The 24,610-nt window shown below is 65.8% G+C and carries 25 protein-coding genes and 2 pseudogenes; 4 read left to right on the top strand and 23 right to left on the bottom strand.

What is annotated here, in order from left to right; all coding sequences use genetic code 11:
* Window positions 1-3 precede the first annotated feature (3 nt).
* From AAC014_RS09905 to fliE, 18 genes are all read right to left on the bottom strand, one after another.
* Window positions 4-321 (bottom strand): hypothetical protein, encoded by a 318-nt coding sequence (locus AAC014_RS09905; RefSeq protein WP_339707684.1) that lies wholly within the window; start codon window positions 319-321, stop codon window positions 4-6.
* Window positions 318-722 carry a flagellar export chaperone FliS gene (fliS, locus tag AAC014_RS09910; protein WP_339707687.1) on the bottom strand — a complete coding sequence of 135 codons (405 nt, stop codon included), beginning with the start codon at window positions 720-722 and terminating at the stop codon, window positions 318-320. Before fliS ends, AAC014_RS09905 begins: the two co-directional genes overlap by 4 nt.
* A complete protein-coding gene (gene fliD, locus AAC014_RS09915) occupies window positions 701-2,686 on the bottom strand; it encodes a flagellar filament capping protein FliD (protein ID WP_339707690.1) in 1,986 nt (661 codons plus the stop codon). The genes fliS and fliD overlap by 22 nt, the downstream gene beginning before the upstream one ends.
* Before the next feature lie 109 nt (window positions 2,687-2,795).
* Complete coding sequence (locus tag AAC014_RS09920) at window positions 2,796-3,923, bottom strand: flagellar type III secretion system protein FlhB (protein ID WP_339707693.1); 1,128 nt, start codon at window positions 3,921-3,923, stop codon at window positions 2,796-2,798.
* A gap of 3 nt (window positions 3,924-3,926) precedes the next feature.
* The gene (gene fliR, locus AAC014_RS09925; RefSeq protein WP_339707696.1) at window positions 3,927-4,706 is read right to left on the bottom strand and encodes a flagellar biosynthetic protein FliR; all 780 of its coding nucleotides are present in this window, start codon (window positions 4,704-4,706) and stop codon (window positions 3,927-3,929) included.
* Window positions 4,703-4,972 (bottom strand): flagellar biosynthesis protein FliQ, encoded by a 270-nt coding sequence (gene fliQ / locus AAC014_RS09930; RefSeq protein ID WP_121052305.1) that lies wholly within the window; start codon window positions 4,970-4,972, stop codon window positions 4,703-4,705. The genes fliR and fliQ overlap by 4 nt, the downstream gene beginning before the upstream one ends.
* A 10-nt stretch (window positions 4,973-4,982) precedes the next feature.
* Window positions 4,983-5,777 carry a flagellar type III secretion system pore protein FliP gene (gene fliP / locus AAC014_RS09935; RefSeq protein WP_339707701.1) on the bottom strand — a complete coding sequence of 265 codons (795 nt, stop codon included), beginning with the start codon at window positions 5,775-5,777 and terminating at the stop codon, window positions 4,983-4,985.
* Window positions 5,764-6,072 carry a flagellar biosynthetic protein FliO gene (locus AAC014_RS09940; protein ID WP_339707704.1) on the bottom strand — a complete coding sequence of 103 codons (309 nt, stop codon included), beginning with the start codon at window positions 6,070-6,072 and terminating at the stop codon, window positions 5,764-5,766. The genes fliP and AAC014_RS09940 overlap by 14 nt, the downstream gene beginning before the upstream one ends.
* A gap of 28 nt (window positions 6,073-6,100) precedes the next feature.
* Entirely contained in the window at window positions 6,101-6,418 is a 318-nt protein-coding gene (gene fliN, locus AAC014_RS09945) for a flagellar motor switch protein FliN (protein WP_339707707.1), read from the bottom strand.
* A 16-nt stretch (window positions 6,419-6,434) separates the two neighbouring features.
* Complete coding sequence (fliM, locus tag AAC014_RS09950) at window positions 6,435-7,424, bottom strand: flagellar motor switch protein FliM (protein WP_339707710.1); 990 nt, start codon at window positions 7,422-7,424, stop codon at window positions 6,435-6,437.
* An 8-nt stretch (window positions 7,425-7,432) separates the two neighbouring features.
* A complete protein-coding gene (locus AAC014_RS09955; RefSeq protein WP_339707713.1) occupies window positions 7,433-7,987 on the bottom strand; it encodes a flagellar basal body-associated FliL family protein in 555 nt (184 codons plus the stop codon).
* Between the two features lie 11 nt (window positions 7,988-7,998).
* Window positions 7,999-9,435: a flagellar hook-length control protein FliK gene (locus AAC014_RS09960; RefSeq protein ID WP_339707716.1), complete on the bottom strand. Its 1,437-nt coding sequence runs from the start codon at window positions 9,433-9,435 to the stop codon at window positions 7,999-8,001.
* 75 nt (window positions 9,436-9,510) lie between these two features.
* Entirely contained in the window at window positions 9,511-9,927 is a 417-nt protein-coding gene (locus tag AAC014_RS09965) for a hypothetical protein (protein WP_339707719.1), read from the bottom strand.
* A gap of 1 nt (window position 9,928) precedes the next feature.
* The gene (locus tag AAC014_RS09970; RefSeq protein WP_339707896.1) at window positions 9,929-11,218 is read right to left on the bottom strand and encodes a FliI/YscN family ATPase; all 1,290 of its coding nucleotides are present in this window, start codon (window positions 11,216-11,218) and stop codon (window positions 9,929-9,931) included.
* 47 nt (window positions 11,219-11,265) lie between these two features.
* Window positions 11,266-11,958, bottom strand: a complete 693-nt coding sequence (locus AAC014_RS09975; RefSeq protein WP_339707722.1) for a FliH/SctL family protein — start codon at window positions 11,956-11,958, stop codon at window positions 11,266-11,268.
* Window positions 11,951-12,970 carry a flagellar motor switch protein FliG gene (gene fliG, locus AAC014_RS09980; RefSeq protein ID WP_339707725.1) on the bottom strand — a complete coding sequence of 340 codons (1,020 nt, stop codon included), beginning with the start codon at window positions 12,968-12,970 and terminating at the stop codon, window positions 11,951-11,953. The genes AAC014_RS09975 and fliG overlap by 8 nt, the downstream gene beginning before the upstream one ends.
* Complete coding sequence (fliF, locus tag AAC014_RS09985; protein WP_339707728.1) at window positions 12,963-14,711, bottom strand: flagellar basal-body MS-ring/collar protein FliF; 1,749 nt, start codon at window positions 14,709-14,711, stop codon at window positions 12,963-12,965. The genes fliG and fliF overlap by 8 nt, the downstream gene beginning before the upstream one ends.
* A gap of 54 nt (window positions 14,712-14,765) precedes the next feature.
* Window positions 14,766-15,083 carry a flagellar hook-basal body complex protein FliE gene (fliE, locus tag AAC014_RS09990; protein WP_339707731.1) on the bottom strand — a complete coding sequence of 106 codons (318 nt, stop codon included), beginning with the start codon at window positions 15,081-15,083 and terminating at the stop codon, window positions 14,766-14,768.
* A gap of 242 nt (window positions 15,084-15,325) precedes the next feature.
* Between fliE and AAC014_RS09995 the strand changes: the two are divergent.
* From AAC014_RS09995 to AAC014_RS10010, 4 genes and pseudogenes are all read left to right on the top strand, one after another.
* Window positions 15,326-16,030: pseudogene (locus tag AAC014_RS09995) on the top strand (flagellin hook IN motif-containing protein); the annotation flags it as partial.
* Window positions 16,031-16,693: 663 nt separating this feature from the next.
* A pseudogene (locus AAC014_RS10000) lies at window positions 16,694-16,963 on the top strand (flagellin); the annotation flags it as partial.
* Between the two features lie 94 nt (window positions 16,964-17,057).
* Window positions 17,058-17,825 (top strand): hypothetical protein, encoded by a 768-nt coding sequence (locus AAC014_RS10005; protein WP_339707734.1) that lies wholly within the window; start codon window positions 17,058-17,060, stop codon window positions 17,823-17,825.
* 52 nt (window positions 17,826-17,877) lie between these two features.
* Window positions 17,878-19,044 carry a benzoate/H(+) symporter BenE family transporter gene (locus AAC014_RS10010; RefSeq protein WP_339707737.1) on the top strand — a complete coding sequence of 389 codons (1,167 nt, stop codon included), beginning with the start codon at window positions 17,878-17,880 and terminating at the stop codon, window positions 19,042-19,044.
* A 1-nt stretch (window position 19,045) separates the two neighbouring features.
* Here AAC014_RS10010 and fliA read toward each other — a convergent pair whose 3' ends face one another.
* The 5 genes from fliA to AAC014_RS10035 form a co-directional block, all read right to left on the bottom strand.
* Window positions 19,046-19,783: an RNA polymerase sigma factor FliA gene (fliA, locus tag AAC014_RS10015; protein WP_339707740.1), complete on the bottom strand. Its 738-nt coding sequence runs from the start codon at window positions 19,781-19,783 to the stop codon at window positions 19,046-19,048.
* The gene (locus AAC014_RS10020; protein ID WP_339707743.1) at window positions 19,767-20,612 is read right to left on the bottom strand and encodes a MinD/ParA family protein; all 846 of its coding nucleotides are present in this window, start codon (window positions 20,610-20,612) and stop codon (window positions 19,767-19,769) included. Before AAC014_RS10020 ends, fliA begins: the two co-directional genes overlap by 17 nt.
* Window positions 20,613-20,653: 41 nt before the next feature.
* Window positions 20,654-21,640, bottom strand: coding sequence for a hypothetical protein (locus AAC014_RS10025; RefSeq protein WP_339707746.1), 987 nt, complete (start codon window positions 21,638-21,640; stop codon window positions 20,654-20,656).
* An 18-nt stretch (window positions 21,641-21,658) separates the two neighbouring features.
* Window positions 21,659-23,728: a flagellar biosynthesis protein FlhA gene (gene flhA, locus AAC014_RS10030; RefSeq protein WP_339707899.1), complete on the bottom strand. Its 2,070-nt coding sequence runs from the start codon at window positions 23,726-23,728 to the stop codon at window positions 21,659-21,661.
* Window positions 23,729-23,800: 72 nt separating this feature from the next.
* Window positions 23,801-24,601 (bottom strand): lytic transglycosylase domain-containing protein, encoded by an 801-nt coding sequence (locus tag AAC014_RS10035; protein WP_339707749.1) that lies wholly within the window; start codon window positions 24,599-24,601, stop codon window positions 23,801-23,803.
* Window positions 24,602-24,610: the final 9 nt, after the last annotated feature.

Consider the following 24,610-nt stretch of genomic DNA (forward strand, 5'->3'; position numbering starts at 1 on the left):
GCGTCAAGCCGTACGCGCTTTTCCGTAGAGCCTGCGCGCGGTGCCGGACTGGCGCAGTGCCTGGGCGCTGCGCTCGTGCGCGCGGCGACCGACATCGATGGCGTGGCCGATCGTGACCGAATGCGATTCGGCCTGACGCAGCGCGCCGAGCGCTTCGATCCGCAATGCAGGATCCACAGCGAGCCCCGAAAGCGTCTTCACGAGCGCGAGGCGAATCGTCTCATAGCGTTCGACAGCCGTCCAGTCGCCGCCCGCCGCGGCGTGCGCCGTCATGCCGGACAGTGATTCGATGTCGGTGAGAAGGGCCGGAATCGCAGTCACGGGCGAATCTGCCGCCAGGCATCCGCAAGGCCGGCGGCGGCCTCCGTGGCGGCGGCAAGGCGATCCGCATCATTGTCGCGGCCCGCAGCGATCGTCTCCTGACGGAGGTAGCCGTAAGCCGACGAAAGCGATTGCGCGACCGGACCACCGCGATTGAAATCGAGGCTCGATTCGAGACCGTGCAGGATGGAGAGCGCGCGGCTGACACGGCTGCTCTTCATGGCGAGATCGCCCCGATCGATCGCGATGCCCGCCTGCCGAAGCGCGGAAAGCAGTTCGTCGTACAGCATCTCGATCAGGCGGTGCGGATTCGCCTGTTCGGTGCGGGTGGCGGTGTCGATGGCGGCATACTGCTGCCGCGCGCGCAGGGCCTGCATCATCAGCCGGCGTCCCGCGTCCACATGTCGATCTGCTGTTTCATATATTCCTGCGTGCTGTTGAAGGCGGAAATGGCGCGCTCCATTGCCGCGAACTGAATCGTAAGGCGTTCCTCAAGCGCGAGGCTGCGGGCTTCGACCCGATCCTGCTCCTCCGCGATCGCCTTGGCTTCTTTCGCCAGCCGTTCCGACGTCGTCTTGAAGCCTCCGCCTGAAGCCGAAAGCTGCTTCTGCATGTCGGAGATGAGGCCGGACACAGTCGACCGCACGACAATTGTCGCAGACGTCGCGCTGCCGAGGATATTGACGGCGAGGCCCGATGCCGCCGACGAAGACGGCGCGATCAGGCGGTTGCCGATGCCAATGGCGTCGATACCGCCGATCTTGCCCGATGCGTTGGTGCCCGCGGTGGCGGTCGGCACGTCGAGGCCGAGCGTGGTCGCAAGCGTGCCGTCGAGCCCGACGATGGAAACGCCCGAGGTGCTGCCCAGGCCCTTCGAAGTGAACGTGAAGGCCGAACCGTCCCACGCCGCCGTCAGCGACAGGCCGAACGACTTCAGCACCGAATCGTCGTTGATCGCCGTCTGGAACGCCGCGGCGAGCGCTGCGCCGGTCGCATAGCTGCCTTCAGGGAGGTTGATGGCGAGCGAGGTGCGGCCGTCGAGCGTGACCGTGAAGCTCTTGTTCGTCGCATCGATCAAGACCGGCACGTCGAATGCCGAAGGCGCAGCCGCGCCGCTCAGCCTGCCGGAGGTCGCCGCGACGATGTCAGTGACCGCATAGGTGCCCGGCTTCGTCGCGCCGAGGCTGCTTGCGATCTCGACGAGCGCCGAGCTGCTGGTCTGCCCCGGCACGAACATGTCGTGGACGCGGCCCGGATGATTGGTCACCGCCTTCGTGAGCGCCGTATCATCGATGCTGAGCGTGCCGTCGCGGTTGGTCTTGATGCCGATCTCGGAGAGGCTCGACGGACCGCCGCCGCCCGTCAGCAGCGTCTTCGTGCTGAGATCGGCGAGCATCCGCTTCAGATCGCGTGTCGTGCGGTCGCCCGCGAGCGCGCCTGCTGCGGCGGAGTCCGTGCCGGCCCGGGTTTCCTCCGCGAGCATCGAGATCAGCTGGTTGTAGACATCGACATAGTTGCCGACCGCCGTCTTCAGCGTCGTCGCATCATAGTCGCTGGAAATCGTGACGGGACCGTCGGTGACCTTCATGAGGTCGAGCTTGAGGCCCGAGACGAGGTCCGAAATGCTGTTCGTCGGGCGTTCCACGGTGATACCGTCGATCACGACGACGGCGTTCTTCGCCTGCGCCGTCCAGGTCAAGCCCGCGGTGCCGGGGCCGAACTCGAAGGCCTCGAGGCCCGCGCTGCCGTCGATCGTGAACGCCTTCTCCGCGCCGGTTTCGCCGCGAAGCACGAGGCGGGCGCCGCTTGAATCCTCGACGATCGACGCAGTGACGCCGGCGTTCGACGCGTTGATCGCCTGCTGGAGCCCCACGAGGCTGTTGTTGTCCGGCCCGATCGTGATGGTGACGGGCGCGGCGGCGCCGGCTGTGAAGCCTGCAGGGGTCGGAAATGTGCCCGAAATCGCGCCGAAGTTGATCGTGAGCGTGCCCTCGCCAATCGGCGCGTTGCGATCGGCAACCGCCGCCGAGGCGACCGTCTGCCGCTGCGCGAGCTGCGTCGCCTCAATCGTGTGCGACAGCGACGGCGGACTCGACGAACCGGTGAGCGAAAGCGCAATCGATGATGTGTCGCTGCTGATCACCTGACGGCCAAGCGCGCCGCTGCTGACAAGCGAACCAAGCGCGTTCGAGAAGGCCGACAGCGCCGAGCTGATCGTGGAAAGGCTGGAAATCTTGGCGTCAACCGCCGTCTGCCGTGCGGTCAGGGCCTTGTCGCTGCCCGCGCGCTGCGCGGCGACCAGATCAGCGATAAGCTGCTGGGTATCGATGCCCGACCCGCTTCCGAGCGCCGTCAGAATGGACATTGGACCTGCCTTCTCGTTCCTGCGGACGCGCGCCATCCGCTTAATCTGTTCACGACCGGTTCTGCGCCGGATTTAGGGAATAATCGGTAAAGATTCGGGGACGTTCCGATCATAAGGGCTGCCCCTTCTCGTCGAAGCGCGCACCTTCCGGCACGTCGATTTCGGGCTGGGTCAGGCGGTCGCGCTCCACGCTGAACACGAACGCCAGCACGCCGGCGACGGCAACGTAGAGATCGTCGCGGATTTCCTGACCGATCTTCGAGGTGAAGAAGACGGCGCGGGCGAGCAGCGGATAGCTGAGCACCGGCACGTCATTGTCCGCCGCAAGCTCGCGAATCACCTCGGCCACAAGATCCTTGCCCTTCGCGACGACGACAGGCGCGAGGTCGCGGGTCTTGTCGTAGCGGAGCGCGACGGCAAAGTGCGTCGGGTTCGTCAGCACGACGTTAGCCTGCTGCATTCCCGCACGCATGTTGTTGCGTGTGGCTTCACGTTGGCGGCGGCGAATCTGCATCTTCACCTCCGGCGAACCTTCGGTCTGCTTGACCTCGTCCTTGATCTCCTGCCGCGACATCTTGAGCTTGCGCATCAGCTGGATCGCCTGCAGCGGAATATCGACGCCCGCGACCACGACGAGCCCGGCCGACAGGATGAGCAGGAACGCGATCGCGAGATGCCCGGTGTGCGTGATCGCGACGATCACGTCTTCCGCGCCGAGCGCGGCCATATCGCGCGCATAATCGGACAGCATCCACCAGCCGATCACACCGACGAGCACGACTTTCAGGATCGACTTGCCGAGCTCGGTGAGACCCTGCATCCCGAAGGTGCGCTTCACGTAGTTCATCGGATTCATGCGCGAGGCCTTGGGCGCGATGAGCGACATGTTGAACTGGAACGTGCCGAGCAGCGCCTGGCTCGCGAGCGCGGCCGTAAAGCAGGTGAATAGCAGTCCGGCAAGCGGAAACGCGACAACCTTGGCGAGCGCCCAGGTCATCGCGGCGGGCTGGAAGTTGGTGCCGCCGTGCTTCAGCCCGAGGAGGCCCGTTTTCAACATGGTTTCAAGGCTTGAGACCATCCAGCCGCCGGCAAGCGCCAGATAGCCTGCGCCGATGAGCATCACGAGCGCGGTGGTGAGTTCGCGCGAGCGAAGGACATCGCCCTTTTCCGCCGCGTCGCGTTTGCGCTTCTCGGTCGGGGCTTCGGTTTGCTGGTCCTGTTCGGGTTTATCGGCCACGGCCTACCGCCCTCCCAGCCACGTCTGCGCCTCGTCGAGACCCGTGTTCGCGGCGGACTGCATGAGGTCGCTCATCGCCGGGAACGCGATGGCGAGCACGACGAAGCCGGTCATCAGCGTCAGCGGCAGGCCGACGGCGAAGATGTTGAGCTGCGGCGCGGTGCGTGTCAGCACGCCGACAAGAAGGTTGAGCGCGAACAGCGCGAAGCCGACGGGCAGCGCGATGGCGAGCCCGCCCGCGAACACGAAACCGCCGAACTTCACAATCGCCCAGAAATGGTCGCGCGTCAGCCAATCGCCGCCGAGCGGCATCAAGGCATAGCTCTCCACGATCAGCCGCACGAGAATGAGATGGCCGTTCAGCGCCAGGAACAGCAGCGTCATCAGGATCATCAGGAACTGGCCGACGACCGCACTGTTGTTGCCGCTCTGCGGGTCGACCATGTTGGCAAAACCGAGGCCGATCGAGTTCGCGATATATTCGCCCGCGAGCAGCGGCGCGGCGAAGGCGAGCTGGAGGATGAAGCCCACGGAGAGCCCGATCATCAGCTCCTGAATCACGATCACCAGACCCTGCAGCGACAGGATGTCGTAGGGTACATCCACCGGATAGACCGAGAGCACCAACACGCCGATCGCGCCCGCGAGCACGACGCGCACCTGCAGAGGCACGCCGATCGCCGAGAAGATCGGCGCCGCGACGAGCGTGCCGCCGATGCGCAGCATGGCGAACATAAGCTGCATCAGCCATGCCTCGATCCCGACGGACATAATGCCGGTCATCTGACGAGGTCCGGAATCCGCGAGAAAATGTCCTGCGTGAAATCGACGAGCAACCCCATCATCAGCCCGCCGAAGAGGCCGAGGCAAACGAGTACGCCGATCAGCTTCGGCACGAAGCTGAGTGTCGCCTCGTTGATCGAGGTCGCGGCCTGCACCATGCCGAGCACCACGCCGATGACGAGCGCTGGAAGCAACACGGGCAGGGAAACCAGAACGAGAATCCAGAGCGCCTGTCCGGCGACTGCAGTGAAATAGGCTGCGTCCATCGTGTCGCCCTCAACTCGTGAAGAAGCTGCCGGCGAGCGAACCCATGGTGAGCGCCCAGCCGTCGACGAGAACGAACAGCAGCAGTTTGAAGGGAAGTGAGATCAGCGTTGGCGACAGCATCATCATGCCGAGCGACATGAGGACGGCGGCAACGACGAGATCGATGACGAGGAAAGGCAGAAAGACGAGGAAGCCGATCTGAAACGCCGTCTTCAGTTCACTGGTGACGAACGCGGGCAGCAGCACCGAGAACGGCACGTCTTCGGGGCGTTCGTATGCGCCGTCCTTTTTCAGGTTGGCAAAGAGGATGATATCTTTCTGCCGGGTCTGCGCCATCATGAAGCGGTGCAGCACGGTGCCGCCCTTCTCCACGGCCGTGTCGATCGGCATGGCGTTCGCGGCGTAGGGCTTGAAGGCGGTATCGTTGATCTCGTTGATCGCCGGGCTCATCACGAAGAAGGTGAGGAACAGCGACAGGCCGATCAGCACCTGATTGGGCGGCGTCTGCGCGAGGCCGAGCGCCTGCCGCAGGATCGAGAGCACGATGATGATGCGCGTGAACGCCGTCATCATCAGGATCACTGCCGGCAGAACCGACAGCAGCGTCATCAGGACGAGGACTTGCAGCGACAGCGAGAGCGGCTGGCGCGCGCCGGGCGCAGCAGCGCCGGTCAGCGTATCGGCGGCGAACTGGACGGGTGAAGGCCCGGACGGCGCCGTCTGGGCAAGTGCGGGCGCGGCGAACAGGAGCAGCGCGGCGACGAGGAACGGCGCGAAGCGCATCAGGCGATCAGCGCGCATCATCGTCTTCCTCGACGGTGAAGCTGATCGCGGGCACTTCGGAAAGAAGGTTTGCGCCCTGCTTCGTTACAGCAAGCAACAGCCGCTTGCCTTCGAAATCGACGACGGCGAGCTTGACCGCCGGGGTGAGGAACACCGTCTCGGAAAGCCGGGCGGCGGAGCGGGTGGCGGAGCGGGCCTTGAGCCCCCCCGTGAGACCACCGAGGTTATAGCGTTTTGCGAGCCAGAGCCCGGCGACGATCAGTCCGCATACCAGCGGCAGCATGATCGCCAGCCGCAATACGTAATCCCCGATCAAGGTCCACCCCCGTCAAAATCTTGACGCGTCAGATGTCCTTGACGCGTTCTCCCGGTGCCACAATGTCGGTAATCCGTACGCCGAAGCGTCCACCGACCGTCACCACCTCGCCCCTCGCAAAGAGTGTGCCATTTGCGAACAGGTCGAGCGGCGCGCCCGCCGGGCGATCCAGTTCGACGACACTGCCTTCGTTGAGGTTCAGAAGATCACGGATCTTCACCTGGCTGGTGCCGACCTCCACCGAAAGGCGGACATCGATTTCCTGCAGCAGGCGCAGATTCGCTGATCCCGGCTTCCAGGGGTCGTCGGACTTGGTTTCGGGGCTCGCGGTTTCAGTGTCGCTCATGTCGGGCTCCTTGGAACTATCGATTGGTGGTGGCGCGCGGGCGCGCGATTGAACGGATCTTGAGCGCGGCATTGCCGTTGGCTTCGCCGGGCGCGCCGATCCCGAATGTGGTTTTCTCGACGAGCATGTGCAGCTCTTCGGGGACGTGGATCGGCACCACATCGCCGACCTTCAGCGCCATGATCCCACTCATCGACATCGTCGGTTCCGCGAGGATCGAGCGCACGGGAAGCTCGACATCGAGCAGCGCCGATTTCAGCCGCCCTTTCCAACCCGGATCGGTCTCACTCTGCTCGGTGATGACGCGCAGGCGCAGGAGCGGCAGCAGCGGCTTCAGTGCATTCAGCGGATAGACGACATCCACGGCGGACGTGCCGCCGCGCGGCAGGTGCACGAGGAAGCGCGTGACCACCACCATGTCGTTGTTTTCGAGGAACGAGAGGAATTGCGGGTGGCTTTCGCTCGAAATGCGGCTGAACTGCAGGTGGAAGATATCCGCCCACGCCGAATCGAGCTGCGCGAACAGGCGTCCGAGCAGCGATTGCTGCACACGGTCTTCAGCGGCGGTGAATTCGCTGGCACGGGTCGCGGGCGGATCTCCCCTGCCGCCGTAATACGCATCGACGATCGCACCGATGAGATCGGGCTTCATCACGACGAGGCCGTGGCCCCGCAGCGGCTCCATGCGGACGATGGTGAGGCTCAGGAAATCCTCGAACCCTTCGGCGTAACTGCCGAACGATTCGAGCGAGGTGAGCCCACAATCCACCTTTGGCGCGACACGCAGCATCGGCTGGAATACCTGCCGCATTCCGCGCGCCAGGCGCTCGTTCAGCATGTGCAGCGCATGAAGATCGCCGAACTCGCGCTCGTCGCCGCTGTCGAAGCTCCACGGTGCAATCACGCCGTCGGGCATCACGCCCGCGCCCGACGCGATGCTGCCGTCGGCGATGCCCGCCTGCAGCGCTTCGATCTCTTCCTTGCTGAGATTGAGTTCGGAACTCATTGCGTGTCCTACTGGATGACGAAGCTGGTGAAATAGACTTGGGAAATGCCCCCGAAGCCGACCTTGTCTTGAAGCGTCTTGTTGATCGCGGCGCGGAGGCGGCGTTGCAGGTCCTCCTTGCCGGCAACCGTCGCCACATGATCCGCGGTTTGTTCGCCGAGCACGCCGAGCACTGCGCTGCGGATCGCCGGCTCGTTCTTTTCGACCGCCTCGATCACGCGGCTGTCGTAGTTCGTCGCTACGCCGAGCCCCACCTGGATGTAGCGATTGGGGTCGGTAAGGTTCGCGGTGAACTCGCGCTTCATCTCGAAATAGGTCGTCTCGTAATGGCCGTCGCCGTCAGCATCGGTCTGCGCGGGCGTTTCTCCACCCTCTTTGCGCTCGACGAGTTGGGGCTTGTTCTTGTCCTCCTTGGGACCGTGGCCGCCGATGAGACCACTCGAGGTGGCGTACCAGCCGCCAGCCGCGCCGCCGCCGAGCAGAACGAGCGCGCCGATCACGGGAATGAGCTTGCCGACAAGGCCGCTCTTCTTCTTGGGGGCAGGTGCGGGAGTGTCACTCATTTCAATCTTTCCTAGGCAAAGCGCTCGATGGCGGTCTGACGAACAATGGCGCGAACGGTTTCGGCCTGCGATGCGGCGCCGCGCAGGCGCCCTCCGAACGACGGCTCGGTCGGCGTCTCGCGCGGCTGCTCGCCGCGATCCTGACGCCCGCTGCCGACATCGACGGAGGCGCCCTCAAGGTGAACGCCCCGGCTTTCCATCATCGACTGGAGGCGCGGCGCGGCATCAGCGATGAAGCTCTGCGCGGCGGCGGTTTCCACCGTGAAATGCACCTTCGCCTGGTTGCCGTTCGTCTCCAGCCGAATGAAGAGATCACCGAGCTCGCGCGGCTTCAGGTGCAGCTGCGCCTCGCGGCGATCACCGTTCACCAGCGTCTGCACGTCGGCGGCGAGCTGATCGACCCATTGATCCTCGACCGCGTTGCCGATGAGCAGATCGTCGAGCATCGCGTTCGAAACGATCTGTCCCTGCGCCGCGTCTGCGACTTGCGGGCGTGCATCGGATACGGGATTGTGGATCGCGGTAAGCACGGCCTGCGCGGTTTGCGACGCTGGAAGCGCCTCGCGCAGCGGTGCGGGTATGTTCTTCGTTTCGGGATCGGTGCGGTCGATAAGCGCGCTCAGCGCCGGATCGGCCTTTTCGGTAGCCTCGACGGCGGCACGCTGTTCGCCGCGCACCGCCTGCGTCGGCATCTCAGGATGCTGCTTGACGCGTGTCTGGACGGCGGGGGCATTCGTGTTCGTCGCGGGCAAGGGCGCCGCGTCCTCGGCTTCCGCATCGGGCGCCACGTTCGCAACTTGCGGCAAAGCAGCCGCGCGCGCCGCATCGTCGGGAGAGGCGCGACCGGGAACCGCAACGGGTTCGGCTTGCACCTCATCGGGTGAAACGGTGGTCGCCTCTGCCACGACCGTTTGTACAGCCACGACGACCGGGGCCGCGGGCGGAACCGGAAGCGGAGCGGGCTGCGGTGCGGCCAGGACCTCGGGCGATATGGCCGGAGCTTCAGGCGTGTCGCTCTCCGTATCCGTGTCGAGCGCGGGAACCACCACATCGGTTTCGGGCTGTGCGTCTGCGGCAAGGCGATGCTGCGCCGCGATCGCAGCGAAGCGGGCGCTCGGCGTTTTCGGCTCGGGCGCAGGCGATTGCTGCGCGGGCATTGCGGGAAGCTGGAGATCGAATGCCATGTCGGCGCTTTCATCGGTTTGGTCAGGGGCGGCGCCCGGCATGGGAGCGGCTTGCACGCTTTCCGTCGTCGGGTTTCCGTCGCCCGCCGACGGCAGTCCGACAGGAAGGCCCGGCACGGCACCCTTGGCGGGCGGGGCGGCTTTCAGGGCCATGATCGACAGGAAATCGGGCACAGATGCCGGAACTCCGGGGCGGATGGCGGTTTGCACCGACAGATCCGGCATTCCCAGTAGTTCCCCAAGACCAGTCGCGGTGACGGACATTTGACCCCCATTGCTTACTCAGGCGAACACTCAGCAATAAGCGTGCCATTTTGGGGCGGGGCGGCGCGAAGCCGTTCAGGCGCGCGTGATGCGCCGCGGCGGGGCGGCGCGTTCCAGCCGCGCTTCGACCTCGCGGGCCTCGGCAGCCTCGGCGCGGTCCGCAAGCTCCTCGGCGGCACGCTTGCGGCGATGCGCGCCAAGCGTCACCTGGCGGGCATCTTCCAGCCGCACCTCGGCGCGGGCGGCGCGGTCCAGCGTGGTGGCAAGCGCCTTGCCCAGGCGATCGTATTGATGCGCCATGGATTTGAGCGCGAAGGCCGCCGCATCGTCGGCGACGGGCGTGTAGGAATGGCGCAGCGTCTCGATGCGGCTATGCATCTGGCGCAGCTGGTCGAGATCGGCCGCGGCCTTGCCCTCTTCGGCAAGCGCGCGCTGCTTCTGAAGGCCGCGAATGCGCGCGACACGCGCGAGACGATCCGCCTTCCCCGCCAACTCAGTGCTCGCCGAACTGCTGCGTGAGTTCCGCGACCGACGCCGCGAGGTCTACAGGCGCATCCTCTGCCTGCGTGATGTAGGCCGTGACCCCCGCCTGCGCCGCAATGGCGGCATCAAGCGCCGGGTCGCTGCCGCGGTGGTAGGCGCCCATGAGAATAAGGTCGCGGTTCTCTTCGTAGAGCGAGAACAGGCGCTTCAGCATCTGCGCGGCGCGGATGTGCGGCCGCTCGGCGACGTCGCTCATCACACGGCTGATCGAGGCGGCGATGTCTACCGCCGGATAGACGCCGCGCTCCGCCTGCTTGCGCGAGAGCACGATATGCCCATCAAGGATCGCACGCGCCGCATCGACGACCGGATCGCCCACGGTGTCGTCGCCATCGGCGAGCACGGTGTAGAAGGCCGTGATCGAACCGCCCGACTTGGCATCGTTACCCGCGCGCTCGATGAGGTTCGGCAGCAGCGAGATGACTGACGGCGGGTAGCCCTTCGCGGTCGGCTGCTCGCCAAGCGCGAGACCGATCTCGCGCTGCGCATGCGCGACGCGGGTGAGACTGTCGATGATGAGCAGCACGTTCTTGCCCTGCCCGCGATAATATTCGGCGATCGCCGTGGCGCGATGCGCGGCGCGGATACGCATGATCGGCGAATGGTTCGCGGGAACGGCGACGACGACCGAGCGCTGGCGCGCCGGCCCGTGCAGCTTGGTGGCAAGAAAGTCCGTGACCTCGCGGCTGCGCTCGCCGATCAGCCCGACGACGACGACATCCGCCTTCGAGTAACGTGTCATCATGCCGAGCAGCACCGATTTCCCGACGCCTGACCCCGCGATGATGCCGACGCGCTGACCGCGCCCGAACGTGAAAAGACCGTTGAGCGCACGCACGCCCACATCAAAAGCTTCGGTGACGCGCCCACGTTCGAGCGGGTTCTGCAGGCGCCCGACGAGCGGCCAATTCTGCTCCGCCTCGATCGGCCCCAGCCCGTCGAGCGGCAGGCCCGCGCCATCGATGACACGGCCAAGGAGACCGTCGCCCACCTCGACGCGCGACTGATTGCTTTGGGGAAACACGCGCGCATCGGGAAGCACGTCGGCGCGCTGGCCGAGCGACATCAGGATGCAGCGGCCGTTCTTGAAGCCGATGACTTCCGCTTCGGCCGCTTCGTCGCTGGCCGTTTCGATACGGCACACGGTCCCGACCGGCGCGGCGAGGCCGGAGGCTTCCAGAAGCGTGCCGTCATAACTGGTGAGCCGCCCGATCTGGAGCGGCGCGGTATCCACGGGCATCCTGCCGATGCCGCCAAGCAGATCGGCGATATCCTCGGTCGCCGTGTTCACGCGGCAATGCCCGCCGCGCGCAGTGCCGTTTCAAGCCGGGCGATGCGCGGACGAACACCGTCCTCCACCTCGCCGCCACCGGCTTCGAGCCTCACGCTGCCGCGTTGCAATTCGGGATCCGCGGCAAGCGTGAGGTTCGTGTAATCTTTAAGGCTGCCATCATCGATGACGGCAAGATCGTCCGGGTGCAGGAACAGCTTCGCGGCCTCGCTGGTTTCCTTCAGCGTATCGAGCGCGCGCGTGATGCAGCCGTTGACGAACGCTGGCTCGACGGCAACGTGCGCGCCGACGATGCGCTCGACGAGATCGAGCACGGCGCGGCGCAGCTTGGGCCCCAGCGCTGCTTTGTCGATCGCGCGCGCGTCGTCGAGACTGCTCAGCAGCGAGCGGCATTCCGCGCGGGCGCGCTCCGCCTCGGCACGCACTTCCGCGCGGCCGGCCTCGAGCCCGGCGGCGTGCCCCTGCGCTTCGGCTTCGGCGAGCGCGGCGGCAAGCTCTTCTTCGGTCGTTTCGATGGTTTCTTGGATTGTGCCGCGCGTGAATTCCGACGAGGGGTGAGCGAAATCCAGGCGCGGCACAAAATCGCCCGCCGGCCGGGGTGCGAACATCGGTGTGAAGTCGCCGCGACTGGGTGCGAACAGATCGGCAAGTGCCACGGGACGGGCATCTGCACTGAAAACATTAGACATAATCATCCCCCGAACCGCCGAGCATGATAGCACCGCTTTCGCCTAGCTGGCGTGCGATTGCGAGGATGCGCTTCTGCGCGTCCTGCACCTCGCTCACCTTCATGGGTCCGCGCGATTCGATCTCGTCCTGCACGCTCTGCGCGGCACGCTGCGACATGGCCGCGAACATCTTCGCCCGCATCCGCTCGTCCGAGCCCTTGAGCGCGGCGACCAGCAGCGTGTTGTCGATCGAGCGGAGCAACGTCTGCATGCTCCGATCGTCGAGCGCGAGGAGGTTTTCGAATACGAACATCTGATCCTGAATGCTCTGGCCGATGTTCTCGTTCATTGTGGTTAATTGTTCGATGATGCGGCGATCCGCGCCGCCGCGCACATAGTTCATGATGCGCGCAGCCGTGGTCGTGCCCCCTGCCGTCGCGGAGCGCACGGCGGCGTTGGTCTTGATCTGCTTCTGCATGACACGCTCAAGCTCGGCGAGCGCGTCGGGTTGGATCGAATCGAGCGTGGCGACGCGCAGCATCATGTCGGGCTGCATCTCCTCGGGGAGCAGTTGCAGAACCTCTGCGGCAAGCCCCGGTTCGAGGTGGCAGAGAACGGCCGCGATGACCTGGGGATGTTCCGACGAGATCGTCGCCGCGATCGAGCGCGCGTCCATCCAGTCGAGGATCTCGATGCCCTTCTGCGGCGACGAAGAACTCATGCGGCCGAGCACGCTGCCCGCCTTCTCCTCGCCGAGCGCCTTCACGAACACGTTCTTCACATAAGGCCCGGTGCCAAGACCAAGGCTGGTCTGCTCGCGCGCTGCGAGAATGAACTCATCAAGGACCACGTTCACCGTGTCCTGATCGACATCGGCCACCGAATACATCGCCTGGCCGAGGTTCTGCACCTCACGCGGGCCCATGTGCTTCAGAAGATCGGCCGCTTCGTCCTCACCCAGCAGCAGCATCAGAATGGCGCTTTTCTGGGTGCCGGACAGATGTCGCGGCGCGAGTGCGAGTTCCTCACTCATTGGCATTTCCCTGGGCTGCGGTTTCGGTACGGATCAGCTGGCGGACGACGTTCGATGCGCGGGCGGTATCCTCGGCGACGAACATGCGGACCACGGCGACCTTGTCGTCATAGCTGTTCGCCATCGTCAGCACTTCGGGCGGCAGGCCGCCGCGCGGCTTCAGGCGCGCCTTGAGTGCTTCCATCGTCTGCAGGTCGCCGCCATCGAGCACGATGGAGCGGGGCGCGCCGAGCGCGCCGCCGCCCGGCACCGGCGCGGCATCGGCAGCGGCGAGCGCTTTTTTCAGGAACGGACGCAGCACCATGAAGAACACGACAACAAAGATGAGGAGCGCCGCGAGGATCTTGAGGATATCGCCGATCCAGGCGTTGCTCTGGAAATCGACCTGATACCACGCCTGCGTTTCGGCCGTGGGATCGACGAACGGCCGCGATGTGACGGCGACGAGATCGCCGCGCTCCGCGTTGAAACCGATGCTGCTCTGCACGAGCTTTTCGATGGCCTTCGTTTCCGCGGCAGTCATCGCCTTGCCGTTTTCGCGCAGCACGACGGCGGCGGAAACACGGCGGACCTCGCCGATCGGCGCCTTGGTGACGGAAACCTGCTTTCCGATCTCGTAGTTGCGCGTGTAGCTCTCGCTGCGCGGGCCCGAGGGCGGCGCGGCGGGCGCGGCGTTTGGATCGGCGGGATTTTGGGCCTGTGCCTGTGCCTGCTCCGGCGTTGCTGCGGTCGCGGCAGGCGGGGCGACGTTCGAGAGCGCACCGGGAATGCCGCGCGGCGCCAACTCGCCCCCGCTCGACTGCGACGCGCCCTGCTCGCTGCGGATCACGGCATTGTCCTTGTCCCACGCCTCGTTCGTCTGCTGGGTTTCGGTGAAATCGAGGTCGAGGTGCACTTCGGCGGTGAAATTGTCGCTGCCGATGATCGGCGTCAGCAGCGCAAGCAGCCGCTCGCGGTACATGCTTTCCATCTTGGACTGGAACGCGATGCGGCGGCGGCTTTCGCCGAATTCGTCGCCGGCAGCGTCGGGGGTGAGCAGCGTGCCCATCTGGTCGATGACCGACACGCGGTCCGCCGGCAGGCCGGGGATCGACGAGGCGACGAGATTGACGATGGAGCGCACTTGCGCCTCGCCGAGCGCGCGGCCGGGCGCCAGTTTCACAAAAACCGATGCCGTCGGCTGCGCCTGGTCGCGCACGAAGACGGACTGTTCGGGCAGCGCGAGGTGAATGCGCGCGGATTCAACCGCTGCGATTTCCGCGACGCTACGCGCGAGTTCGCTTTCCTGGCTTTGCTTCAGGCGGGCCTGCTCGATCGCGCGGCTGGTGCCGAGCGGCATGTCGTCGAGCAGCGCATAACCCTCGGCCGCAGCCTTCGGCAGCCCCTGCCCGGCGAGCAGCATCCGCGCCTTGTGATAGTCGCCGGCGGGCACCTGCACGCTGCCGGTCATGTTATCGATGCCCGGCGCGATCCCCGCTGCTTGCAGCGCCTCGACGACAGCGGCCTTGTCCGCCTCGGCAAGCCCCGGAAACAGCGTCCGCATCTCTGGCGTGCGCGTAAGGATATAGGCCATGGCAACCGCGGCGATCGCCAGCGTGCCGATCACCATCGGCAGGCTGCGGCGGACGGCGGGCTGCGCAAGCATCGCCTTCAGCTGCGCCTGGAAACGATCGACCCCCGGACCGAACGATACGGCGGGCGGCGGCGCGGATACGGCTGGCGATGAAGCGGCGTCACTCATGAATGGGGCTCGTCAGTCTTTTTCTGGAGAATTGGACGGGGTCAGAAGGCGTAATCAGACGGGCATGTTCATGATGTCCTTGTAGGCGGTCAGCAGGCGGTTTCTCACCTGCATGGTCGCCTCGAAGCCGATCGACGCCTTCTGGCGCTGCAGCATCACCGCCGCGATGTCCGTCGTCTCGCCGCGCTCATAGGCGGCGGAGGCTTCGGCCGCGCGTGTCTGCTGCGTGTTCACAGCCTGCATCGCGCTTTGCATCACGTTCCCGAAATCCGGCTTCGTCGCGGCCTGCGGCGTGCCGGCGCGGGAAAGCACGTCGTTCCGCTCCAGGATCTGGGAGCGGATCGCGAGAAGGCCTTTTGCATCGATCGTCATAGCCGGGACTGCAATGCAACCGCCGTGCCAATCGCGGAAAACGGGGGCGTAGCGGCGTGCGCGTCGAAATCCGGACATGTCCTTTGCGGGGCAACGTCGGAAATCCGACGGAAAGCGGCACGCAAATTTTCGTGATTAAACTTTGCCGCGCATCGGTCGTGAACTGGGGTACGGCAGATGCTTCGCCACCTACGGCGCATGGCTGAGCCGGCTTATTAAGAGCGGGAAAGAGAGAGAGAGCCATGACTGTCATCAATACGAATATCTCGGCCCTTCGCGCGCAGAGCGGCGCTGCGATGGCTGAATCCTCGCTGTCGAAGGCGATGGAACGCCTGTCGACCGGCAAGCGCATCAACTCCGCGAAGGACGACGCCGCCGGCCTCGCCATTTCGCAGCGCATGACCGCCAACATCCGCGGCATGGCCGTTGCCATCCGCAACTCCAACGACGGCATCTCGATGGCGCAGACGGCTGAAGGCGCGCTCGGCGAAGTCACCAACATCCTGCAGCGCATCCGCGAGTTGACCGTGCAGTCGGCGAACGGCACGTTCAGCTCTGCCGACCGTTCGAGCCTGCAGGCTGAAACCAACCAGCTGCTCGCCGAAGTCAACAACATCTCGAAGACGGCGAACTTCAACGGCCTCAAGCTGCTTGACGGTTCGGTCACCGACCTCAAGCTGCAGACGGGCGTCAACGCTGGCGACCAGGTCGGCATCTCGATGGCGAACGTGTCCTCGAACGCGCTCGGCCTCACCAGCGGCGGCGCTCCGGGCCAGATCACGACGGGCCGTGTTGGCGCCGTCTCGGGTCTCGCCGTTGGCGACGTGACGTTCAACGGCGTGAACGCGCTCGGCAGCGTGCCGACCGCCGACACCGCCGAAGCGCTTGCCGCCGCGATCAACGAGAACAGCGACAAGACGGGTGTGAAGGCCACCGCCTCCAACAACGTCACCAGCGCCAAGATCACGGCCGAGAGCTTCGCCGTGGGCGACATCACCATCGGCGGCGTCTCCGTCGGTGCGGCCGCCAGCGTCGAGGAACTGGTCGCCAACATCAACCGCAACGACTTCGGCGTCACCGCGACGCTGAACTCCGACAAGACGATCACCCTGGCGAACACCACCGGCAAGGCGATCACGGTCGGCGGCACGGCGGCTGGCGGCTTCACGGCCGGCACCTACCAGGGCTTCGTGAGCCTGCAGAGCAGCGACGGCAGCGACATCAAGGTGGTCGGCACGAACACGACGCCTGCGACCGCGATTGCCGACGTGCAGCTGATGGGCCTCAACGTGGCTTCGGATGGCGTGTCCTTCATGGGCGGCGCGGTTTCGGGTGCGGCACTGACGGCTGATACGCTCGTCATCAACGGCGTGAACATCGGTGCCTCGGCGACGGCTTCCGCGGCCGACAAGGCGACGGCGATCAACGCCCAGACCGGCAACACCGGCGTCAAGGCGACGGTGAGCGGCACGAGCCTCGTGCTGACCTCGGTCGACGGCAGCGGCGTCCGCGTCGAAGGTGCCGGTGCGGCAGCGATCGGCTTCGTTGCTCAGGGCGGCAGCGCCAACATGACCTCGACGCTCGACATCAGCAGCCAGGAAGCTGCGGTTGCGGCGCTCACGGTCCTCGACAAGGCGATCGACTCGATCGTGTCGAGCCGCGGCGATCTCGGCGCGCTTCAGAACCGCCTCGAATCGACCGTCAGCAACCTGACGACGACCTCGACGAACCTCACCGAAGCCCGCTCGCGTATCGAAGACGCGGACTTCTCGGCGGAGAGCACCAACCTCGCCCGCTCGCAGGTTCTGAGCCAGGCGGCGACCGCCATGCTCGCTCAGGCGAACCAGACGCAGCAGAACGTGCTGTCGCTGCTTCGTTAAGAGTTGGCGTTGTAAGTTAATACGGGTTCGGCCCCGGCGCTCATCCGAACGCCGGGGCCGTTTTCTTGAGACCAGAGACGTTGGGGGTTTTTCCGTGGCAACCGAAGACGACGACGAGGAGCTGACGTTCGACGCGGAAGAGCCGCAGGCGGCAAAGCCGAAAGCCGAACCGCAGCCCGAGCCGGAACCGGCCAAGACCGAAGCGGAAGCGCCGACACCGGAACCCAAGCCGGAACCGAAAGCCGAACCTGCCCCGCAGCCCGCAGCGGCGCCTGCCGCCGAAGCCAAATCTGCAGAGGCTGCCGTAGCGCCCTCGCGCAAACCCTCACGGTCCGGCATGGCGATTGCCGCGTGTCTGGGTGTCTGCGTGCTCACGTCCACCATCGCCGCCGTCCAGTCCTGGCGCGCAGCGAGCATCGCCGCCGACGCGAGCAGCGCCGGATCGACGAAGGACGTGCTCGCCAAACTGAATGCGCTCCAGACCCTGATGGAACAGCAGCGCGACGCCATCGACGAACTGTCGACGCGTCCCGGCCTCGCCACGGCATCGGCCTCGCCGCAGTCGGTCGACGGCCAGATCAATGCGCTGGCCGCGGCGTTGAAAGCGAACCAGCAGATGACCGAGCAGCTGCCGTCGGTCGTCATGAAGCAGGTGGATGCCCGCCTTGCGCGCGTCGAGCCCCGTCGCGCAGCGCCTGCCAGCGCACGGCCGCAAGCCGCGCGTCCGGCGGTTCAGCGCAGCACGGCATCGAAGCGCGCGCCCGTGCGAAGCACCGAGGCCGCCAGGGTTCTCAGCACACCGATTGTGCCCGTGGTCGCCGAGAAGAAGCGCCCCGCAGGCGAAGAGATCAGTTACCCCTGAGCCAGACGCAAACAGGGCTGGCAGAACCCGGAGATGCTGCTAGCTGGCAGGGATGAGTCTTCGCCTGCCACCTATCCCCGCATGGTCCGCCGCCCTCATTGCCGCCCTCATCGGATTCGGCGGAACGGTCGCGCTCGTGGTGCAGGCGATGCGCGTGCTCGGCGCATCGGTCGAGCAGACGGGCTCCGCCCTCACCGCGCTTTGCCTCGGCATTGCGCTGACCGGCGGATTTTTCTCCCTGAAACTGCGGATGCCCGTCGTGCTCGCCTGGTCTACGCCCGGGGCGGCGCTGCTCGCCGCGACAGCGCCCGGGATCGCGTGGCCCGCAGCGATCGGCGCGTTTCTGGCTGCCGCCGTGATGATGGTGGTGCTGGGTGCGGTCCCGGCGCTCGGACGGCTCGCCGCACGCATTCCCACGACCGTTGCGTCGGGGATGCTCGCCGGCGTTCTGCTCCCCTTCTGTCTTGGACTTTTCAAAGCGGGCGCGACCGACCCCCTGCTCGTCGTGCTGCTCGTGGCGGTGTTCCTCCTCGCGCGCCAGCGCGTACCGCTTTACGCGCTGCTTCTGGTCCTTGCGGCGGGGATTGCGATCACCCTCGTCCGCGGCGACGTTGCCCCGCTTCCGCCCGGGGCGACGTTCGGCGCGCTTACGCCGGTGATGCCTGCGTTCGATATCCGCACGATCCTCAGCATCGGCGTGCCGTTCTTCCTCGTCTCGCTCGTCTCGCAAAACCTGCCCGGCCTCGTTGTGCTTCAGGCCGCAGGTTATACGCCAAACGCCCGCTCGCTGATCGTCGGGACCGGGCTGACCTCGGTGGTGACGGCGCCGTTCGGAGCGCATGCTGTCTGCCTTGCCGCGATCACGGCCACGATCTGCACCACCGACGATGCACATCCCGATAAGCGCCGACGCTGGGTGGTGGGCATATTGTACGCGGGCTTCTATCTCGTGCTTGCGCTCTTTTCGCCTGCACTCGTCCGGCTGTTCCTTGCGCTTCCGGAAGCCGTGATCGTGACACTCACCGGCATCGCGCTCATTCCGGCGCTGATCGGCACGATGGAAACGATGCTGTCAGTCAAGGAGGATCGCGATGCAGCGATCGTGACGTTCCTCGCCACCGGATCGGGCCTTGCGCTGTTCGGCCTCGGCGCGGCGTTTTGGGGACTGCTCGCGGGTTTCCTCGCGCTTGGCGGCAAGGTGCTGCTGCGAAGGATTTAGATTATGCTGCCCACTCCGAAAGGCCCTGGCGCATCCGGTCGAGCGCGGCCTTCTTGATCTGGCAGACGCGCGCAGCGCCGACGCCGAGCACAGCGCCGATCTCGTCGAGGTTCAGTTCCTCGACATAATAGAGCTGCAGCACCATCGCCTCGCGCTCGGGAAGGGTCTTGATCCCCTCGGCGAGCGCACGTTCGAGATCCCTGCGTTCCAGCGTTTCGTCCGGCGTCTCGCCTTCGTCCGCGAACCACTGCGAATGGTCCGAATAGACCTCGTCGATATTCTCGTAATGCACGCCCTGCGTGGCATCGATCTCGGCCTGTAACGCCTCGATCGTGATGCCCATGTGTGCGGCGAGTTCCATCTGCGTCGCCGGACGCCCGAGCGCCAGCTCCGCTTCCCGGCGGGCATCGTTCAGCTGCTTGCGGCGCACGAGCGCGCTGCGGCACATGTTCGCCTGCCGCCGCAGCTGATCGATCATCGCGCCGCGGATGCGCGTGGTGGCGTAGGTGGTGAAGGCGGCAACGCCGCGCTCCTCGAAATTACGTGCGGCTTCGAGCAGCGCGATCGTGCCGATCTGCACGAGATCGCCGATCTCGATCGCCGAGCTGACCCGCCCGAAAACATGCCACGCGATCTTGCGCACGAGCCCGAGGTTGGCCTCGACGCGCTGCTGCGGCGTCGGCGCCGACTGTCGCCGCGCGTAGACAAGGCCGCCGGCAAGCTCAGCCCGCGCGTGCATCGCGTTCCTCTCCGAAGAAAGCGGTGTTGGGCACCGCGAGGATTTCCGTGCGCGTGCGTTTGGCGATGTCGAGCGCGAGCGTATTGAACGCCTGCCCCGCCGCCGACAGCGGATAGGCCTCGACAAGACAGCGCTTGCGCATCGCTGCGCTATGGACGTGGTTGTCGTGCGGGATCGAACCCAGATGTTCGAGATTGATGTCGAGGAAGTTGCTCGCCACCTGCTTGAAGCGCGCGAACAGCCTGCGGCCCGCCAGCGCGTTCGGCACCATGTTGGTGACGACGAGCACGTCGCGGCAGCGGCCGCGCTGCGCCAGCGCTTTCAGAAGACCGTAGGCGTCTATGAAAGATGCCGGCTCGTCGGTGAGCACGACGACGGCGAAATCGCTCTTTTCAACAAGGCTCGTCACGTTGGGGGCGATACCCGCCGCCGTATCGATGACGAGATAGTCGAGGTTGTCTTCGAACACGCGGAACTCGCGGCAGAAACCGTCGAGCACATCGTCTTCGATAACGGCAAGGCTGGCGTCGCCTGATCCGCCGCTGACAAGGCCGATCCCGGCCGGGCCGGGCTGCACGATCTCGGTAAGCGGCACGCCATCCCTCAGCGCATCGCGCACAGTGCGGCCCGCCGGGCGGCCGAGCATGACGCCCGCGTTCGCAAGGCCGAGATCGGCATCGAACAGCATCACCCGCTTGCCGGACTTGGCGAGCGCGACCGAGAGATTGACCGACACGTGGGTCTTGCCGACACCGCCCTTGCCGCTGGCCACCGCCACCACGACGGGGCGGTTGCGGATATCCTGACCGGTCGGCACGGGCGAAGTCATTCGGGAAAAGCCTTCCGTTGGCATACGCTTGAGAGCGGCGATCATTGCAGCGTCGCCGTCGCGCCGGTGGAGAGGGACGCAGCGACCATCCGGCACAGCCCGGTTGCCCGCGCCGCGTCGAAGCCGCTTCCGAAATCGGCCGAACGCCCGATCCCCGCAAGTGGCACTCCGCTTGAAAGCAGCATGGTCAGCACCGCCCCCGGCGGCAGGGTTTCACCCGCATGGGTGAGAACATAGGCATCGAAACCTTGCGAAAACATCTCCGCGATCTGGCGATGCCGGGCGAGCTGGCCGCTGAGCGGCATCGTGCAGAGCACGGTGAGGGAGCCGGCGCGGTTCAACGCGGCACGCAATTCCTCCACCTCGCAGGCGGCAAGGCGTGGGTCGCTCGGCATATCGATGAACAGGCGTTCCTTGCGCGAAAGACGCCGCGCCGCTTCGGCGAGGCTCTCTCCGCGCGCTGGATCGGCGACCGGTATCTTCAGGAGGGCAGCGATGACGCGAAGCTGTTCCCGCGCGCCGGGGCGGCGATCTCCGGAAAGCAGCGTGATGCGTTCACCGGGGCGCGATGCGCGCGCCATCGCGGCGAGCTGCGCAAGCGTCGTCGTCTTGGCGCTGCCGCTGTCGCCTACCACGCAGACGTGCGCGAGATCGGTGTGCGGCGGCGGCGTGATCTTCACTTCGCGCTCGACGCGGATCAGGAAGCGCGACCAGGCATCGGCAAGATCGGCACCAGCCGCAGCCATTTCGCCGGTGAGGAATTCGGGATCGATGCCGACCGCACGCGACTGCGCGATGAAGCGCACCATCGGATCCTTGCCCTTCGGCTGAGGCGCAGGCGTGAATACCGGGGGCGTTTTGATTTCCGGCGCACGGCGCGGGTCCGGCCGTTCGATACCGCCCGCCACGACCTCGACGCCGTGGCGCGTGGTGCGGGTCTCGTAAACGATGGCGTCGGGGCCGAACATTTCGGCGACGCGTTCAAGCGCGATGCGGCTGCTCGGCGCTACGATGGTCGTGGTCTGCATAACGCGAACTCAACTCCCCTAGTGTTCGGTGCCGCGGCCGACGACGGCCACCACCTGAACCTGACGACTGTCCGGAATCTCGTAGAAGGACAGCACCGTCACATCCGGTAGATGCTGGCGCAGGAGCTGGAACAGCGGCCTGCGCACGAGCGGCGTCGTGACAACTGCAAATGTTGTGCCATCCGACAGCAGCGGCCGTGCCGCTTCGCCGAGCGCGGTAAGGATGCGCTGCGAGAGTGCCGGATCGAGCGGATAGGCACCCGTGGGATCGGCGCGCACGGAGGCGACGAGAAGTTGCTCCAGCTCGCCGTCGAGCGTGATGATCTTCAGTTGCTCGCGGATGCCGCAGAGCTTCTGGACAATGAGCCCGCCGAGCGCCGGGCGCACCAGCTCGGTGAGTTCGCCGGCATCCTGCGTACGATGCGCGACGCCCGACAAAGCTTCGATAATCCGCCGGAAATCGCGGATCGGCACAGCCTCGTCGAGCAGTGTCTGCAAGACGTTCGTGATGGTCTGGAGCGAGAGCGACTTGGTGACGCCGCCCACCAGTTGCGGCGCAGCGGTCTGCAATGTGTCGAGCAGCTTCTGCACTTCGTCCTGCCCGAGGAGCTGGCGCGACTGGCCGCTGAGGATCTGGTTGACATGCGTTGCCATAACCGTCGACGGGTCGACGACGGTGTAGCCGTTCGCGACTGCCTGGTCTTTTTCTTCCGGCTGGATCCACAGCGCATCCAGCCCGAACGTCGGATCCTTGACGGCACGTCCGGAAACCGACGCGTGGACGAGACCGGAATCGAGTGCGAGCAGCTCCTGCGGCGCCACCTCGTCCTCGCCGTAAACGACGCCCGAGACGAGCACGCGGTAGGCATGGGGCGGCAGCGCCATGTTGTCGCGTACGCGGATCATCGGGATCACGAAGCCGAGCTCGCGCGAGAGCTGACGCCGGATGCCGGTGAGGCGGCCCATCAGCGGCGCGCTCAGCTTCTCGTCAACGAGGCCGATGAGGCCGTAGCCGATCTCCACGCTGATCTGGACGTTGTCGGTAACGTCCTCCCAGCTGATCTGCGATTCCGCGTTGGGATCGGCAACGGGTGCCTCAATCACGGGGGCGGCGTCGGCGATGGTCTTCGCCCGCTTCAGGCGCCACGCCACGGCAGCAGCGATCGCAGCCGCAGTCAGGATAATGCCGTGCGGCATTCCCGGCACGACACCCAGCAGCGCAAGGATCACCGCAACCGGCGTCCACGCCCCCGCCGAGCCGAACTGGCTCGACATCTGTCCGGTGAGATCGAGCGGCGACGACACGCGCGTGACGATGATCGCCGCGGCGATCGAAAGCAGCAGCGCCGGGATCTGCGCCACAAGGCCGTCGCCGATCGCGAGCAGCACGTAGTTCGAGCCCGCCTGCGCCAGCGTAAGATCATGCTGCACGGTGCCGAGGATGAGGCCGCCGATGATGTTGACGAAGAGGATGAGGATACCGGCGACCGCGTCGCCCTTCACGAACTTGGAGGCGCCGTCCATGGAGCCGTAGAAATCCGCCTCGGTCGCCACTTCCTGGCGGCGCGCCTTGGCTTCGTCGGGGGTCAGGAGCCCGGCGTTGAGATCAGCGTCGATCGCCATCTGCTTCCCGGGCAAGGCATCGAGCGTGAAGCGCGCGGACACTTCCGAAACGCGGCCCGCGCCCTTGGTGATCACCACGAGGTTGATGATCATCAGGATCGCGAAAACAAAGATGCCGACGATGTAATCGCCGCCGATCAGAAAATTGCCGAACGCCTCGATAACATGCCCGGCAGCGTCGGGGCCTTCATGGCCGTTCACCAGAACGACGCGCGTCGAGGCGACGTTGAGCGCAAGCCGAAGCAGCGTCGCGAATAGCAGCACGGTCGGGAACGACGAGAAATCGAGCGGCTTCTGCGTATTCAGCGCCACCATGAGCACGGCGAGCGAGATCATGATGTTGAAGATGAAGAACGTGTCGAGCATGAACGGCGGGATCGGCACCACCATCAGCACGACAAGCAGCAGGATGCCGATGGGCAGCACGGCGGCGCGGCCTGCGCCGGCCCAGATCGAGCGGTTCATCTGGAGCGTAGCGGCAGTCACGAACGGCTCCGGGCGCTGGTCTTCAAGGCTTCAAACTCCGTGTGAAAGCGCTCAGCCGAGGCTGGCGAGCGTGAGATAGGCAAGCCGGGCGGCTTCCGGTTTCGTGGTCGTAAGCAGGCCGTCGAGCGCGGCGGCGTCCTCACCGGCGAGCGCGAGCGCGAGGCTCATCGGCAGCGGCGGCTCGGCGGGCATGGCTGGCGCGCGCGCGGCGAGCGCCCGATCCGGCGCATCGTTTCCCATCTTGGCGGCGAAGCGTTCGTAAACTTCCGAAAGCGAGCGTGGGGTGCCGTTTGATGCGTAGAACACGGCGCGGTTCGCAGCTGCGGCCGCGGGCATCACCTGGTCGGCACGCTGATCGGGGTTGGCCGCCATGGCACCGAGGAATTTCGAAGCGCCACGCGGCCCGAGGAAATGGCCCATGTAGAGGTCGGTGGCATTGGCGGTCCGCCCCGTGGCGCCTTCGATGACATTCTGATTTTCGCGCGCCGTTTCCGCCGCCATCAGCGCGGAGGCTTCGGGTTCGTTCCGGAGATTCATGATGGCGGGACGAAGGCCTGCATCGGCGATCGTAAGCCGCCCGCGCGCATCGGTCTTGATCGCGCCGGCCGCCCAGCCAAGGCCGTGCTCAGCACCGTGGCGCTTCAGCGCGCCGAGCCAGCTCTGGTCGATGAACTGATAGAGGCCCGTCGCGCTGCTGGTACGCGCCTTCGCATCGGGCCGGAGACCGCTTTCGACCTTCGCCTGATTGTAGAGATAATCGAAATCGACACCGGTACGCCGGCTCGCTTCGGCAATCGCCGTGCGGACGCGGTCAGCGCCTCCAGCGATCGTAGAAAGGGGCGTCGGATTCATGACGGCTTC

The organism is uncultured Sphingosinicella sp. (assembly GCF_963974575.1).
In the GTDB taxonomy this organism is placed as follows: domain Bacteria; phylum Pseudomonadota; class Alphaproteobacteria; order Sphingomonadales; family Sphingomonadaceae; genus Sphingosinicella.